Origin of the sequence: Pseudomonas laurylsulfatiphila (assembly GCF_002934665.1) — a bacterium.
In the GTDB taxonomy this organism is placed as follows: domain Bacteria; phylum Pseudomonadota; class Gammaproteobacteria; order Pseudomonadales; family Pseudomonadaceae; genus Aquipseudomonas; species Aquipseudomonas laurylsulfatiphila.
Genome location: NZ_NIRS01000003.1, coordinates 591443 through 607790 on the forward strand (window position 1 = coordinate 591443; position 16348 = coordinate 607790).

6 protein-coding genes are annotated in these 16348 nt (G+C 62.2%); 3 read left to right on the forward strand and 3 right to left on the reverse strand.

Features of this window, described 5'->3' with window-relative positions; genetic code table 11:
* Window positions 1-38: 38 nt before the first annotated feature.
* Entirely contained in the window at window positions 39-7460 is a 7422-nt protein-coding gene (locus CD175_RS31465) for an SPM autocatalytic domain-containing protein (RefSeq protein ID WP_205886333.1), read from the reverse strand.
* Between the two features lie 398 nt (window positions 7461-7858).
* Between CD175_RS31465 and CD175_RS13200 the strand changes: the two genes are divergently transcribed.
* The 3 genes from CD175_RS13200 (at window position 7859) to CD175_RS13210 (ending at window position 11057) form a co-directional block, all read left to right on the forward strand.
* A complete protein-coding gene (locus CD175_RS13200; RefSeq protein WP_007978448.1) occupies window positions 7859-8461 on the forward strand; it encodes a class I SAM-dependent methyltransferase in 603 nt (200 codons plus the stop codon).
* 266 nt (window positions 8462-8727) lie between these two features.
* The gene (locus CD175_RS13205) at window positions 8728-9729 is read left to right on the forward strand and encodes an AAA family ATPase (RefSeq protein ID WP_104449237.1); all 1002 of its coding nucleotides are present in this window, start codon (window positions 8728-8730) and stop codon (window positions 9727-9729) included.
* Window positions 9726-11057 (forward strand): DUF58 domain-containing protein, encoded by a 1332-nt coding sequence (locus tag CD175_RS13210; protein WP_104449238.1) that lies wholly within the window; start codon window positions 9726-9728, stop codon window positions 11055-11057. Before CD175_RS13205 ends, CD175_RS13210 begins: the two co-directional genes overlap by 4 nt.
* Before the next feature lie 17 nt (window positions 11058-11074).
* On the opposite strand, the gene CD175_RS13215 is transcribed toward CD175_RS13210, so the two are convergent.
* Together CD175_RS13215 and CD175_RS13220 are read right to left on the reverse strand one after the other, a co-directional pair.
* Window positions 11075-11644, reverse strand: coding sequence for a hypothetical protein (locus CD175_RS13215; protein WP_104449441.1), 570 nt, complete (start codon window positions 11642-11644; stop codon window positions 11075-11077).
* Between the two features lie 77 nt (window positions 11645-11721).
* Complete coding sequence (locus CD175_RS13220) at window positions 11722-16320, reverse strand: Tc toxin subunit A-related protein (RefSeq protein WP_104449239.1); 4599 nt, start codon at window positions 16318-16320, stop codon at window positions 11722-11724.
* Between the last annotated feature and the right edge of the window lie 28 nt (window positions 16321-16348).

Sequence of the window (16348 nt, forward strand, 5' to 3'; positions counted from 1 at the left end):
AGCCCGGTATCGGATCAGTCAAGGTTTACCACTGAAACTCAGTGAATCCAAGTCTGCACGTCGGTTGCGACCAACAACTGGACGTCGCCGTCGTTGAACACGTTGTAGCTGGCGCCATCGACCGTGGTGGTCCCCGCCGCCTGCCACTGGCCACTGTCGCCAGTGATGTTGACCGTGTCGTTGTGGTCACCGTTGACGATCATCTGCACCGGTGCTGCGGCACCGCTGGCCACATCCACCTGGCCAGCCTGGCCGAGCTTGGCGACTGCCTCGGCATCGACGGTCAGTACGGTGGCCTTGCCGCCATCGGCCGCCAGATCGATGGCACCCAGGGAGTGGGCTTCGACTGCCGGCGAATCCAGCTTGGTCAGGTCCAGGGACTGATTGCCATTGGCGTCGGTGCGGAACCAGACGTCGGCGATCGTATGGCTCTGGCCATCGCTGGTTTCATAGCTGCTGTCGAGACCGATCAGGTTGCCATGGTTGAGCTCGGCGGTCTTGGCCACATCCAGGTTGAACTGGGTGATGCCCAGCTCCTTGAGGGTGTGCATCTCGCCCTTCTCACTGACGCCATCGTTGTTCCCATCGACCCAGACTTGCAGCGCCGCGAACAGCTGGTCCGCCCCGTTGACCGCACCGTCATGGTTGCTGTCCAGGCTGACGAGGGCCTCGAAGCCGTCCTTGGCCAACGAACCGTCCGGCAGACGGAACGAGGAACCGAACAGCTCGGAGCCATCGTTGACTTGGCCATCGCCATTGAGGTCGAGTGCCAGCAGGCCGTCACCGCCAGCGGTCCAGCCGGTGGTTTCCTTGTGGCCGTCGGCATTGAGGTCGAACTTGACGCCGTTGCTCAGGTGGGTGGTCTGCACGCCATCGCCGTTGAGGTCCAGGACCAGCGGCGTGGACAGGGCCAGCGCGTCGATCTGGGTGGCGCTCATCGCCTGCAGTTGCGCCGTGGTGAACGAGTCAACCTGGGTCATCGACAGGTGCGACAGTTGCGCCGTGGTCAGGACTACGGCTTGCGCCGTGGTCAGGGCCGCGACTTGCGCCGTGGTCAACGCCGCCATGTCGGTGGTTTCGATCGCCACGATCTGCGCGGTGGTCAGGGCCGCTACATCGGCGGTTTCCAGGGCGCTGATCTGGGTCGGCTTGAGGGCCGCGATCTGCGCCGTGGTCAGGGCCGCGACCTGGGCAGTGGTCAACGCTACCAGTTGGGCTGAAGTCAGCGCGCCAATATCCGCAGTTTCGATGGCCGCCACTTGCGTGGTGGTCAGGGCTGCGACCTGGGCGGTGGTCAGGGCCGCCACCTGGGCGGTGGTCAATGCCACCACTTGGGCGGTGGTCAGGGCAGCGGCCTGCGCGGTGGTCAGGCTTGCAGTGTCGCTCACTGTCAGCGCGGCAATGTCCGCGGTTTCAAGTGCCGCCACTTGCGTGGTGGTCAAGGCCGCCGCTTGCGCGGTGGTCAAGGCCGCCACTTGGGTCGTGGTCAACGCCACCACCTGGGCGGTGGTCAGGGCAGCGACATCGACAGTCTGCAGAGCGCTGATCTGGGTCGCCTTCAGGGCCGCCACCTCGGCCGTGGTCAGTGCAGCGACCTGGGCAGTGGTCAACGCTACCAGTTGGGCAGACGTCAGCGCGCCGATATCGGCAGTTTCGATGGCCGCCACTTGCGTGGTGGTCAATGCAGCCACTTGCGCCGTGGTCAGCGCAGCCACCTGAGCGGTGCTCAGGGCCACTACCTGGGCGGTAGTGAGTGCCGCCACGTCAGCGGTTTCCATCGCCGCGACCTGGGTCGCCTTCAGGGCCGCCACCTGGGCCGTGGTCAGCGCCGCCACCTGGGCGGTAGTCAGGGCCACGACGCTGGCGGTGGTCAGCGCACCGATATCCGCGGTTTCCATGGCCGCCACTTGCGTGGTGGTCAGGGCAGCCACTTGCGCCGGTTTCAGCGCGGCCACCTGGGCGGTGGTCAACGCCACCACCTGGGCGGTGGTCAGGGCAGCGGCCTGCGCAGTAGTCAGGGCAGCGATGCTGGCGGTGGTCAATGCGGCGATGTCAGCGGTTTCCATGGCCGCCACTTGCGTGGTGGTCAATGCAGCCACTTGCGCCGTGGTCAGCGCTGCGACTTGTGCCGTGGTCAAAGCCACCACCTGGGCGGTGGTCAGGGCCGCCACGTCAGCGGTTTCCAGGGCGCTGATCTGGGTCGCCTTCAGGGCCGCCACTTGGGCCGTGGTCAGTGCAGCGACCTGGGCGGTGGTCAGGGCCACGACGCTGGCGGTGGTCAGCGCACCGACATCGGCAGTTTCCATGGCCGCCACTTGCGTGGTGGTCAGGGCAGCCACTTGCGCCGGTTTCAGCGCTGCGACTTGGGCGGTGGTCAGTGCCACTACCTGAGCGGTAGTGAGTGCCGCCACGTCAGCGGTTTCCATGGCCGCGATCTGGGCCGTGGTCAGCGCGGCGACCTGGGCCGTGGTCAGCGCCGCCACCTGGGCGGTGGTCAGGGCCACAACACTGGCGGTGGTCAGCGCGGCGACATCCGCGACTTCCATGGCCGCCACTTGCGTGGTGGTCAGGGCAGCCACTTGCGCCGGTTTCAGCGCGGCCACCTGGGCGGTGGTCAAGGCCACCACCTGGGCGGTGGTCAGGGCTGCGGCCTGCGCGGTGGTCAGGGCCGCGACGCTGGCGGTGGTCAATGCGGCGATGTCGGCGGTTTCAATGGCCGCCACTTGCGTGGTGGTCAATGCGGCCACCTGGGCGGTGGTCAGCGCTGCGACTTGGGCCGTGGTCAGTGCCATCACTTGGGCGGTGGTGAGTGCCGCCACGTCAGCGGTTTCCATGGCCGCGACCTGGGCCGCCTTCAGGGCTGCCACTTGGGCCGTGGTCAGCGCCGCCACCTGGGCGGTGGTCAGGGCCACAACGCTGGCGGTGGTCAGCGCACCGATATCCGCGGTTTCCATGGCCGCCACTTGCGTGGTGGTCAGGGCAGCCACTTGCGCCGGTTTCAGCGCGGCCACCTGGGCAGTGGTCAACGCTACCACTTGAGCGGTGGTCAGGGCAGCGGTCTGCGCGGTGGTCAGGGCAGCGATGCTGGTCGCTGGCAAGGCAGCGATGTCAGCGGTTTCGATGGCCGCCACTTGCGTGGTGGTCAGCGCAGCCACTTGGGCCGTGGTCAAGGCCGCCACCTGGGCAGTGGTCAATGCCACCACCTGGGCGGTGGTGAGTGCCGCCACGTCAGCGGTTTCCAGAGCGCTGATCTGGGTCGCCTTCAGGGCCGCCACCTCGGCCGTGGTCAGGGCAGCGACCTGGGCAGTGGTCAACGCTACCAGTTGGGCAGATGTCAGCGCGCCGATATCAGCAGTTTCGATGGCCGCCACTTGCGTGGTGGTCAGGGCAGCCACCTGGGCGGTGGTCAGCGCTGCGACTTGTGCCGTGGTCAGTGCCACCACCTGGGCAGTGGTGAGTGCCGCCACATCAGCGGTTTCCATCGCCGCGACCTGGGTCGCCTTCAGGGCCGCCACCTGGGCGGAGGTCAGCGCTGCCACCTGGGCAGTGGTCAGGGCCACGACGCTGGCGGTGGTCAATGCGCCGATATCCGCGGTTTCCATGGCCGCCACTTGCGTGGTGGTCAGGGCAGCCACTTGCGCTGGCTTCAGCGCGGCCACCTGGGCAGTGGTCAACGCCACCACCTGGGCGGTGGTCAGGGCAGCGGCCTGCGCGGTGGTCAGGGCCGCGATGCCGGCGGTGGTCAAGGCGGCGATGTCAGCGGTTTCGATGGCCGCCACTTGCGTGGTGGTCAAGGCAGCCACTTGCGCCGTGGTCAGCGCAGCGACTTGTGCCGTGGTCAAAGCCACCACCTGGGCGGTGGTCAGGGCCGCCACGTCAGCGGTTTCCAGGGCGCTGATCTGGGTCGCCTTCAGGGCCGCCACTTGGGCCGTGGTCAGTGCAGCGACCTGGGCGGTGGTCAGGGCCACGACGCTGGCGGTGGTCAGCGCACCGACATCGGCAGTTTCCATGGCCGCCACTTGCGTGGTGGTCAGGGCAGCCACTTGCGCCGGTTTCAGCGCTGCGACTTGGGCGGTGGTCAGTGCCACTACCTGAGCGGTAGTGAGTGCCGCCACGTCAGCGGTTTCCATGGCCGCGATCTGCGCCGTGGTCAGCGCGGCGACCTGGGCCGTGGTCAGCGCCGCCACCTGGGCGGTGGTCAGGGCCACGACGCTGGCGGTGGTCAGTGCGGCGACATCCGCGACTTCCATGGCCGCCACTTGCGTGGTGGTCAGGGCAGCCACTTGCGCCGGTTTCAGCGCGGCCACCTGGGCCGTGGTCAAGGCCACCACCTGGGCGGTGGTCAGGGCAGCGGCCTGCGCGGTGGTCAGGGCCGCGACGCTGGCGGTGGTCAATGCGGCGATGTCGGCGGTTTCAATGGCCGCCACTTGCGTGGTGGTCAATGCCGCCACTTGGGCGGTGGTCAGGGCCGCCACCTGGGCAGTGGTCAAAGCCACCACCTGGGCGGTAGTGAGGGCCGCCACGTCAGCGGTTTCCAGGGCGCTGATCTGGGTCGCCTTCAGGGCTGCCACTTGGGCCGTGGTCAGTGCCGCGACCTGGGCGGTGGTCAGGGCCACGACGCTGGCGGTGGTCAGCGCACCGATATCGGCGGTTTCGATGGCCGCCACTTGTGTGGTGGTCAGCGCAGCCACTTGGGCCGGTTTCAACGCTGCGACTTGTGCCGTGGTCAGTGCCACTACCTGAGCGGTAGTGAGTGCCGCCACGTCAGCGGTTTCCATGGCCGCGACCTGGGCGGTAGTCAGCGCGGCGACTTGGGCCGTGGTCAGCGCAGCGACCTGGGCGGTGGTCAGGGCCACGACGCTGGCGGTGGTCAGCGCGGCGACATCGGCGGTCTGCATGGCCGCCACTTGCGTGGTGGTCAGGGCAGCCACTTGCGCCGGTTTCAGTGCGGCCACCTGGGCAGTGGTCAACGCCACCACCTGGGCGGTGGTCAGGGCAGCAGTCTGCGCGGTGGTCAGGGCCGCGACGCTGGCCGCTGGCAAGGCAGCAATGTCAGCGGTTTCGATGGCCGCCACTTGCGTGGTGGTCAATGCCGCCACTTGCGCGGTGGTCAGCGCAGCGACCTGTGCCGTGGTCAGTGCCACCACCTGGGCGGTAGTGAGTGCCGCCACGTCAGCGGTTTCCATGGCCGCGACCTGGGTCGACTTCAGTGCCGCCACTTGGGCCGTGGTCAGTGCAGCCACCTGGGCAGTGGTCAAGGCAACGACGCCGGCGGTGGTCAATGCGGCGATATCCGCGGTTTCAATGGCCGCCACTTGCGTGGTGGTCAGGGCAGCCACCTGGGCGGTGGTCAGCGCGGCAACTTGTGCCGTGGTCAGTGCCACTACCTGAGCGGTAGTGAGTGCCGCCACATCAGCGGTTTCCATGGCCGCGACCTGGGCCGGGGTCAGCGCGGCGACTTGTGCCGTGGTCAGCGCAGCCACTTGGGCGGTGGTCAGGGCCACGACGCCGGCGGTGGTCAACGCGGCGACATCGGCGGCCTGCATGGCCGCCACTTGCGTGGTGGTCAGTGCAGCCACTTGGGCCGGTTTCAGCGCGGCCACCTGGGCAGTGGTCAATGCCACCACCTGGGCGGTGGTCAGGGCAGCGGTCTGCGCGGTGGTCAGGGCCGCAACGCTGGCCGCTGGCAAGGCAGCGATGTCAGCGGTTTCGATGGCCGCCACTTGTGTGGTGGTCAGCGCAGCCACTTGGGCGGTGGTCAGCGCTGCGACTTGTGCCGTGGTCAATGCCACCACCTGGGCGGTGGTGAGGGCCGCCACGTCAGCGGTTTCCAGGGCGCTGATCTGGGTCGCCTTCAGGGCCGCCACCTGGGCAGTGGTCAACGCCGCCACCTGGGCGGTAGTCAGGGCCACGACGCTGGCGGTGGTCAATGCGCCGATATCCGCAGTTTCAATGGCCGCCACTTGCGTGGTGGTCAGGGCAGCCACTTGGGCCGGTTTCAGCGCGGCCACCTGGGCGGTGGTCAATGCCACTACTTGGGCGGTGGTCAAGGCAGCAGCCTGAGCGGTGGTCAGGGCCGCGATGCTGGTCGCTGGCAAGGCCGCGATGTCAGCGGTTTCGATGGCCGCCACTTGCGTGGTGGTCAATGCAGCCACTTGCGCGGTGGTCAGGGCAGCCACTTGGGCCGTGGTCAGTGCCACCACCTGGGCGGTGGTCAGCGCTGCGACATCGACAGTCTGCAAAGCGCTGATCTGGGTCGCCTTCAGTGCCGCCACCTGGGCTGTGGTCAGTGCCGCCACCTGGGCGGTGGTCAGGGCCACGACGCTGGCGGTGGTCAACGCGGCGACATCCGCGGTTTCCATGGCCGCCACTTGCGTGGTGGTCAGCGCAGCCACCTGGGCGGTGGTCAGCGCGGCGACTTGTGCCGTGGTCAGTGCCACTACCTGAGCGGTAGTGAGTGCCGCCACATCAGCGGTTTCCATGGCCGCGACCTGGGCCGGGGTCAGCGCGGCGACTTGTGCCGTGGTGAGCGCAGCGACCTGGGCGGTGGTCAGGGCCACGACGCTGGCGGTGGTCAGCGCGGCGACATCGGCGGCCTGCATGGCCGCCACTTGCGTGGTGGTCAGGGCAGCCACTTGCGCCGGTTTCAGCGCGGCCACCTGGGCAGTGGTCAACGCCACCACCTGGGCGGTGGTCAGGGCAGCGGCCTGCGCGGTGGTCAGGGCCGCGATGCTGGCCGCTGGCAAGGCCGCGATGTCAGCGGTTTCGATGGCCGCCACTTGGGTGGTGGTCAATGCAGCCACTTGCGCGGTGGTCAGCGCAGCCACCTGGGCGGTGCTCAGGGCCACCACTTGAGCCGTGGTCAAGGCAGCCACGTCGGCGGTTTCCAGGGCTGCGACCTGGGTCGACTTCAGTGCCGCGACCTGCGCCGTGGTCAGCGCTGCGACCTGGGCAGTGGTCAGGGCCACGACGCTGGCGGTGCTCAGCGCTGCGATGTCAGCGGTTTCCATGGCCGCCACTTGTGTGGTGGTCAGCGCGGCGACTTGCGTGGTTTTCAGCCCGGCCACCTGAGCGGAGGTCAATGCCACGACCTGTGCGGTGGTCAGTGCGGCCGTCTGGGCCGTGGTCAGGCTGACGAGGGAGGCGACAGGCAGCACAGCGATATCCGCTGTTTCGAAGGCAGCGACTTGCGTCGTTGTCAGCGCAGCGATCTGCGTGGTTTTCAGTGCGGTGACCTGAGCGGTGGTCAGGGCTACGACCTGCGCGGTCGTCAGTGCCGGTACCTGCACGGTCGTAAACGCGGCAATGTTCGACGCGGTGATGACCGCGATCTGCGCAACGGTCATCTGGGCGATCTGAGCGGTGCTCAAGGCAGCAATGTCCTGAGTCGCAAGCCCAGCAATGGTGGTTGTACTCAAGGCAGCGACTTGCGCTGGGGTCAACGAAGAAATGAAGCTCATGGACGCATCCTGTGTAGGGGTCATTTACGGCGCTGCCAGCGTTGTCGCCGTAGCCTTGGGCGAAAATTTGGTAGCCCTCGTGTCATTAGCGACACATTCGGTAAAAACATTAAGACTGTTTTTTGATGGCTTTTTGCCTTTTATAAATTTTAAGTTATAAAAAAACTTTGTTTTATAGGCTCAGATAGTAAAGCATCGATATCATATAGCCACTATTCGTGGATTGTGCCACTCCTTGCGAGCGACCAAAGGGCACGCCCTTGTGCTGCCATGACCTTGACCCTTGCCCAGCACTTCCCCTAGTGTGCGCGGGCGTCCGTTGACAGGCATTGGCCAGCGGAACACGCCCCCATTTCCCCTTTTGCCATCCGGCAAGGGCCTTGATCGAGTAACTGATTGTGAAAACCTTCCTCCATGTAGGTTGCGGTCCAAAGAGCAAGAACAGCACGACCAAGGGCTTCGCCTCGGAGCAGTGGCAGGAGCTGCGCTTCGATATCGATGAGAGTGTCAACCCGGACATCGTCGGCACCATGACCGACATGTCCCAGGTCAAGGACGCTTCGGTGGATGCGCTGTTCTCCAGCCACAACATCGAACATCTCTATCCCCATGAAGTACCGGTAGCCCTGGCGGAGTTCAAGCGCGTCCTCAAGCCTGGCGGCTTCGTGATCATCACCTGCCCGGACCTGCAATCGGTGTGCGCCCTGGTGGCCGAAGACAAACTGACCGATGAGGCCTACCTTTCGCCGGCCGGCCCGATCGCGCCCATCGACATCCTCTACGGCCATCGCCCGGCCATGGCCAACGGCAACGTGTTCATGGCGCACCGTTGCGGTTTCACCAAGAAGGTCCTGACCGGCTCCCTGCAAGCGGCCGGCTTCGACATGGTCCTGCCGATCCAGCGTGCCCATCCGGCCTATGACCTGTGGGCGGTGGCGGCACTTGCGCCGATCTCCGAGCAGGAAGTGGTGGCGATCGCCAACCAGCATTTCCCTGCCTGAACCCTGCTGAACCACGGGCCTGGCATGCCGGGCCCGCCTCGTCTCAGAGCTCTGGCAGCCTGCGCCCCTCCCCCCCATCAGCGGCCATGGTGACTTTGGCGGCAATCAGGTGTTGCTGCCTGCCACCCAGGGTTGTACGTATTCGACTTCATTCCCGAGCTGCGTGAAGGATCTGTATCTACAATCACAAGCGGATAAACATCGCCCTTGGTGGCATCCCCCCAAAAAAGAAACCGCATGTAACTGTTAACAGGGTTCCGGAAAAAATGAGTGAACCGATCGAGCCCGACGCAGCAAGGCATGTCGCTCAACAACGCCAGCGTGCCGGCCATCTGGCCCAGGCCGTACGCAAAGAATTGCAAAAAGCCGTGATTGGCCAGGACAGCGTGATCGACGACGTGCTGACCTCGCTGATCGCTGGCGGCCACGTATTGCTCGAAGGCGTGCCGGGTTTGGGCAAGACCCTGTTGGTACGCGCCCTCGCCCGTTGCTTCGGCGGTGAGTTCGCGCGCATCCAGTTCACTCCGGACCTGATGCCCAGCGACGTCACCGGGCACGCGGTGTATGACTTGCAGACCGAGCAATTCAAGCTGCGCAAGGGGCCGCTGTTCACCAACCTGCTACTGGCCGACGAGATCAACCGCGCCCCGGCGAAAACCCAGGCGGCGCTGCTCGAAGCCATGCAGGAACGGCAAGTCACCCTCGAAGGCCAGCCATTGCCGATCGCGCAACCCTTCATGGTGCTTGCCACGCAAAACCCGATCGAACAGGAAGGCACTTACCCACTGCCGGAAGCCGAACTGGATCGCTTCATGCTCAAGGTGCGCATGGATTACCCGGACGCCGAGCAAGAGCTGAATATGGTCCGTCAAGTCAGCCGCTCGACCCGGGCCGACATGCTCGATGTCCAACCGATGCGCACCTTGTTGCAGGCCAGGGATGTGCTGGCCCTGCAACGCATCGCCAGCGACCTGGCGCTGGACGATCAAGTGCTCGATTACGCCGTGCGCCTGGCCCGCTCCACCCGCAGTTGGCCCGGCCTGATCCTCGGCGCCGGCCCGCGCGCGTCCATCGCGCTGGTGCGGTGTGCCCGCGCCCGTGCGCTGCTACGCGGCGGGGAGTTCGTGATTCCGGACGACATCAAGGGTTGCGCCCTGGCCGTGCTGCGTCATCGTGTGCGCATCGCGCCGGAGCTGGACATCGAAGGGCTGGATGTCGATCAGGTGCTCCGGCAGATGCTCGACCAAGTACCGGCGCCGCGGCAGTGAAACCCTCGCGCCTGCTCTTGATCTGGTTGACGTCACTACTGGCCATCGGCATCGTGCTCGGCAGTCTGCAGGCACTGGAGCTGGCGATGCCAGCCAGCGTCACGCAGATCAATTGGGGACTGCTGCTGGCATTGCTGGTCCTGGCCCTGCTCGATGCTTTTCGGCTGAAGCGACTACCCTCGCCCCGGCTGAGCCGTGAGATACCCGGCAGCCTGGCACTCGGTCGCTGGACCGATGTGCACCTGATCCTTGAGCACGACTTTTCACAACCGCTGAACGTACAGATCTTCGACCATGTCCCCTCGGGCCTGGACTTCGAACACCTGCCGCTGACTGTCGAATTGCAACCGGGCCAGCACAGCCGAATCGACTACCGGCTACGTCCGCTCAAACGCGGGCACTTCAGTTTTGAGCACTGCGAATTCAACCTGCCGAGCCCATTGGGTTTGTGGTCCGACAAACGCATTCTCGATGTTGCGGACAACACCCGCGTCTATCCCGACTTCGCCCGCCTCTATGGCGGCCAGTTACTGGCTGTGGATAACTGGCTCAGCCAGCTCGGTGTACGTCAACGCCAGCGTCGCGGCCTGGGTCTGGAGTTTCATCAGCTACGGGAATTTCGCGAAGGCGACAGCCTGCGTCAGATCGACTGGAAAGCCACCGCCCGACAGCGCACGCCGATTGCCCGGGAGTATCAGGACGAGCGCGATCAGCAGATCATCTTCATGCTCGACTGCGGTCGGCACATGCGCAGTCAGGACGGCGAGCTGTCGCACTTCGACCATGCGCTTAATGCCTGTTTGCTGCTCAGCTACGTCGCACTACGCCAGGGCGATGCAGTGGGCCTGAGTACCTTTGCCAGCGAACAGCCGCGCTATCTTGCGCCGGTAAAAGGCACCAGCCATCTCAACACACTGCTCAATAGCGTCTATGACTTGAACAGCAGCCAACGCAGCGCCGACTACCAGGCCGCTGCAACGCAACTGCTGGCACGGCAAAAACGCCGGGCACTGGTGGTGCTTGTGACCAACTTGCGCGAAGAGGACGACGATGAATTGCTCCCGGCGGTCAAGCGCCTGAGCCAGCAGCACCAGGTGCTGGTCGCGAGCCTGCGCGAGGACGTGCTCGACACCCTGCGTCAATCACCGGTACAGACCTTGCCCGAGGCGCTGACCTATTGCGGGACCGTGGACTACCTGAATGCACGCGCCGAACTCCATGATCGCTTGAACGCTCATGGAGTGCTGGTGATGGATGCGTTACCCGGCAAGTTGGGGGCGGCGTTGGTGACGCGGTATTTGAGTTTGAAACGAGCTGCAAAGCTCTAATCCAAAGATTCCTGCGTCTAGACCGCCAACGAAATCGATCGTCCATCGAACCATATTTCACTTGGATTCAAAGGCACAATACGAGGATCAATCTTGATGTCCGTCACGTTTATACCAACTGAAAATCCGTTATTGGCGCTGGTCACCACCAGGACTATCTCGGTGTCAGAACTCGAAAGCCCCTGAATGGCAGTCGGTGGGTAAAGACTTAGATCCACCAGGACTTCATTGTCTAAAGTTCCGGCGTCCTCTTGGCTTTTTCTGCTGTAGAAAGGCTCCTCGAATACTACTCTTCCGCCGCCAGTCGTAAGAGTGACATGACTTGGTTTGCTGCCTACCACTTCATAAGCAAAAGAAAACCAATAAACTGCATCCTCGCCGGGACACACCTCTAACGGGAAGGTTTGAGTGACCGTAGCCCCCTCGGTCATACTCAAGTAGGGTTTACCCGTATCACTGTCCTTAAGCTCAAGGACTGGTTCCTCAACGTCCCAGAATTCGCGCCACTCCCCGCTGAAATCTCCAAATTTAATCAGGTTTTTTCCTTCAATCAGGTTATTTCCTTCAATCGATTCATTAACGCTCATGATCGCCTCGCCGATGGTGGAGTTGGTATTGCCCGGCCTCAATATCTGATGCCGTGCACTGCTCAGAGATCAGTCATTCAGGTCTCAGGAACAGGATTAAGTTTGGCCAGAACTGCGTCCCGGTACGTAATGTTCCCCATGAAGGCCAGGTAGCGAATACGCACAATGATGTCTGTCAGACTGTCGTTCGCCGCTTGCTCGTCGTCTTTACCCAGCGGAAACTCGAGTTTCCACTTCGATACGGCACCGGTTCCTTCGAAAGGCTGGTAGCGCTCATCACCAAAGTTCATCATGTGCTGGCCGCTATCGTCGATACCGGTGGAGACTGCGATCTGCTGACTGTTGCGCAAGTTGAGTTTGATGTCCGCAGGGGTGCGCGATGCGTCCGGCGCATAGAGGTAGTCCAGCGATGACACAACGGGTTTGACGGCCGTCGTGCTCGATACCTGGGTGAGGATCAGCCGCACATCCTGATAAGGACCCAACACCACCGGCAGCGTTACATCCACGGTGGTGATCTGCCGGCAGTAATGGCCCGGATAGTCGCGATCGAACAGCTGTTGGGAGAGTTCGAAATCCAGGCTTCCTTCGTCCTTGAATTTTTTCAGCATCCGCGTCCAGTCTTCCTTGGACGGGTCTTCCTCGTTATTGGCATCGAACAGCTGGCGCAACGAAACGGTCTTGACCAGTTCCAGGCGCCGTTCGTGTCGATGGAGGAAAGCCGACTCCATGCGCAACAGGTCCAGGGCCATGGACTCACCGGCCATCAAGCCGTGATAGTTGTCCATCCACACATTGGGCCGCACGAAGGTGGTGTCGTAGTCGCCCATTTCGTATTGCCAGGATGCCTGGGCGCTCAGGCACAGCCCAACCACGGCGTCGTGCGCCTGATAGTAGTGGGTGGCCATCTGGCTCAACAGCCAGCGGTACAGCTCGACGTTGGTGGCGCGGGTTTTATGGAACGAGTAGATGGCCTGGGCTTGCTCGGCGCTCTTTTTGGTTTGGCGAAGGCTGGCTTCGGCGGCAACGATGGCGTGCTCCTGGGCGAGGATTTGCTCGTCGATGACGTCTATTTCGGCTGCAGCCTGGCGTTGCTGGAAATTCCACTCCTCCGTACGGCGATTGTAGTAAGCGAGTAGCCGCATCGTGTCAGATACCGCGGAGGAAACCCCACCTGATCCGGTCAGGGTCGAGGCTGTGCTTGCCAGAGAAGCACCTGAATCTCCCGACAGACTCCCTGAGATAGTCACTGGTAACGGGACAACAGCACCAACTAATCCTCCAATCCTTACGGCCGTCCTCGCAATACCCGCTGTCACTTCTGGGATAAATGCCGCAGTGGTCTGTAACCGGCTTACCCCTCCCATTGCATCAGCGCTAATTTCAATGGCTTTCAAACCCGAGGCCTGCTGCTCCTTATAAAAAGCCTCACGCTGCTCAAGCACCGCCCTGCTTTTCCCCAATCCATCCTTTTGCACCCTCAACTGCTCGATCGTCGCCTGCTGTATTTCCCTGGCAAACGCGCTCAATTCAATCAAATGACTTTGTTGCAACTCTTCCAGCTGCCCGCGATCCCGTTGCTCCATGAACTGCAGCACTTGCTGACCGAAGCGCATCAAGGTCTGCACCGCGTTTTGCGACGAGGCCAGCATCGTACGGAAACGGTAGTGTGGAATGTTCAACCAGCCACCGGCGCTGCGCGAAGCGCCCGATGAGCCCCCGGCCTGGGCACGGAGCAAATCCAGTGGATTGGTTGGCGATGCGAACAAAGGCAGCAACATCGGCTTGCCATCGATGGTCAGGTTGTTCGCCATGTTCGACACGCATTGTTCGATATGCCGCCACAGGTCGAGCAGCATCTCGTTAGTGGCTGGACGGAACTCGTCGAGTTCAAGGCCTGCCAGCTGCGGCGTTCCCACCACCCGTTCGGGCAGGCTCGCCACATTGACCTCAAAACTGCGTTCGAACATCTCAAAGCTGGAAAGGCCGCGCGCTCCGCTTGAATTGAGAATTTCTGCTACCGACTTCGGCACCCAATGGCTCATGGGCGCGACATCGGGTTTAGGGCCCAACAGCGCCAGTGCTCGCTCGTACAGCAACTTGGCCGCCACCAGATCGTCCCGGGTCAAGCGCCGGTAAAGCGAGTCGGCGTGGGCGAGAATGCAGCGCACGTAACCGGTGAAGATGGTCTTGCGATAAATGACCGGGCAGGCGTAAGCCATCGCATCGGGGTCCACCAGGTTGTCGGCTTCGGCACCGGCGTACCCAGGTTCAAGCAATGGCCGGCAGTACCAGTGCCCCTCCTCGACCAGCAGGTCTTTGTCACGTTTGTTTTGTGGATCGAACAGGTAGTGAAACCAGCGTTGGGACTCCAGATAGTTACGTTCCTCACACAACCGATGGGCGATCAGGAACGGCAGATGGAAGAACAACTCCCAGTAAAAAACCCCGTGGGCACTCCTGAAGTCCATCTTTTCCGACGCATAACTGCCCGCCGAAGCAACTGGCTTTGGCTCAAGACTATTCTGGGTTTGCCAGGACAGCAGTTCGTCAATCGACACTGCCACTTTCGACTTCAACACCGGCCCGAAGGGTGAGTTGAGACGAACCCAGGACAAGTTAGTCAACTTCAGCGATCTCAAATCCAGAAACTGCGCACCTGTAACCTGCGTGTCGAGCCGGGGCAATTCACTGGCCGTTGGCGCCTGATTGATGGTGATGTCGTACTTGTCGCGCCCTCGATTCCCGCTGTCATCGCCCCAGGTCACGCTCAATGTCTTGCCTTTGGGGTCACCCTGCCATGTGTAGTCGAGCCAGCCAGAGGCGTACCAATGCTCCAGGTCGAAGGCGAAATCCTGAGCCTTGAGTTGAGTGCTGCCATCGAACAATTTCAAGCCGAAGCTGAGGTGTTGCGGTTGTGCGTTGACTGAGAGCTTGTTGACCGATTGGTTGAATCGGGCTAGACCCAGGTTGGTGTTTATCGACATTCCGGCACCACTGAACGCTTCGTCAGGCCTCCTGAGGGCCAACTGCTCAAGTTGGTATTGAGATAGCTCGATGTCTTTTGTTGCCCGGGACCAACCGCCGCCGTTATCAGAAAACTCCGATGGCTCGATCCCCCCCAGCACCGACTCTTGCATTGCCAGATCCTTGAACAGCAATTCGACGCGCATTTGTTTGGAGTGGAGTTGCGCATAACAGCTCAACAGAATCGTTGAGGGGCCGTAATACGAAATCTCGAAATAGGCCGAAACATCACCAAACTGATGCCTGGAGAGCAGAACAATTTCCTTCAAATCGAAATCAAGCCTTGAAGCCTGGCACACACCTTGAACTTGCAGGCGATTTTGAATGACGCCCTTGTCATCCAGTTGACTGCTGAAATTGAGATTGACGCCCAGCGTGCCACTCAGGTCGCCTTCAATGGTTCCGCCACTGGCCGGCGCGCGGAGTGTTCTGTTGAGCGCTGCGTATTCATCTCGAGTGACTTTGTGTTGCAACGATCGTTGGTCCTTGAAGCGGCCGCCGGTCCAGCTCTGTAACGTTGCGACCTTGACCGGTTGTGGCTGCAAATAGGCATCCACACAGGCAAACAACCAGCCCGGCACGGTGTCATCGCGCCACGTTTGCACGCCTGGTGCCGCGTCGAGCGAGGTGAAAGCCACGGCCAGCCAGTCGTCGATGTCCTTGTTGGGGCCTTCGACCGTTACTGCCACCAGGCGCATGGCCTCTTTATTCAGAACGGCAAACTCTTCCTTGCGCAAGCTGACCGGTGTCGACCAGATGCCGTTCAACCCCAACCACGACAACTTGGCCTCCACGGCCCAGGCACCGGGTTTGGTGACGATGCCGTCCTTGTCCTTTTCATCCTTGGCCTGCTCGCCTTCGATGTAAACCAGGCTCAACCGCCCGCCGAACACCACCGGGCGTACCGCCAGCACCTCGAGCCCAGCGGGCAGCAACAACTCCTCCCATTCGCTCCAGCCGGCAGGGTTGAGGTAATCCTGGTCTTTGTTTTTCTCGTTGATATGTACTTGAACCTTGCGCCAATAGTAGGAATAAGGCTGCTCCGTTTGCCGGCCGATAAAGTAGTAGTGGGTATTCGTGAAGGTTGGTTCTTGCGGCTTGGTCAAGGGTTTGTCAGTGCTGTCGATATAAGCGGATATCAACTTAAGGTTGCAGATTTTTTCGAACTTGCCCAAGTGTTCATAAAGCGCAGCCTGCACCGATGCATCGCTGATGCGGGCCTGGGACAGGTTGTTTTCGAGATCGATGAATGACTTGGTTTTTTTCAGGCGCAACCCCGGAGAAATGTAGTTTTCCGGATAGTCCTCAAGCATTTGATAACCGGCCCAGTCGCTGATGTTGCACAGGCGCTTGTGCCAGTACTCCAACTCGTCCGCGCTGAATCTGTCGCTGTAGCCGGGCTCCATCTTCGAATAGATTCGCCCCAGATAGCGCTGCAAACAGGCAATCGCTTCGGCCAGCGGCGAAGTGTCGACCTTGGCGGTCATCTGCGTATCCATCAGCAGATACTGTTGCACGTCGTCGATGGTCGTCAGATTGAACGGCTGCTCACGACCCTGATCCTGGGAAGGGGCGACGTGACTGCGGTAGTAATCCACCAACGCACTACGACGCCGCTCTGCCAGTGCTCCGATAACGGGTTTGTTCATCGCAACTCTCCTTTGACGCCGTCATGAT

Coding starts and splice junctions, on each gene's coding strand:
- CD175_RS31465 (WP_205886333.1), bottom strand. CDS start 7,460: ATGAGCTTCATTTCTTCGTTGACCCCAGCGCAAGTCGCTGCCTTGAGT.
- CD175_RS13205 (WP_104449237.1), top strand. CDS start 8,728: ATGAGTGAACCGATCGAGCCCGACGCAGCAAGGCATGTCGCTCAACAA.
- CD175_RS13215 (WP_104449441.1), bottom strand. CDS start 11,644: ATGAGCGTTAATGAATCGATTGAAGGAAATAACCTGATTGAAGGAAAA.
- CD175_RS13220 (WP_104449239.1), bottom strand. CDS start 16,320: ATGAACAAACCCGTTATCGGAGCACTGGCAGAGCGGCGTCGTAGTGCG.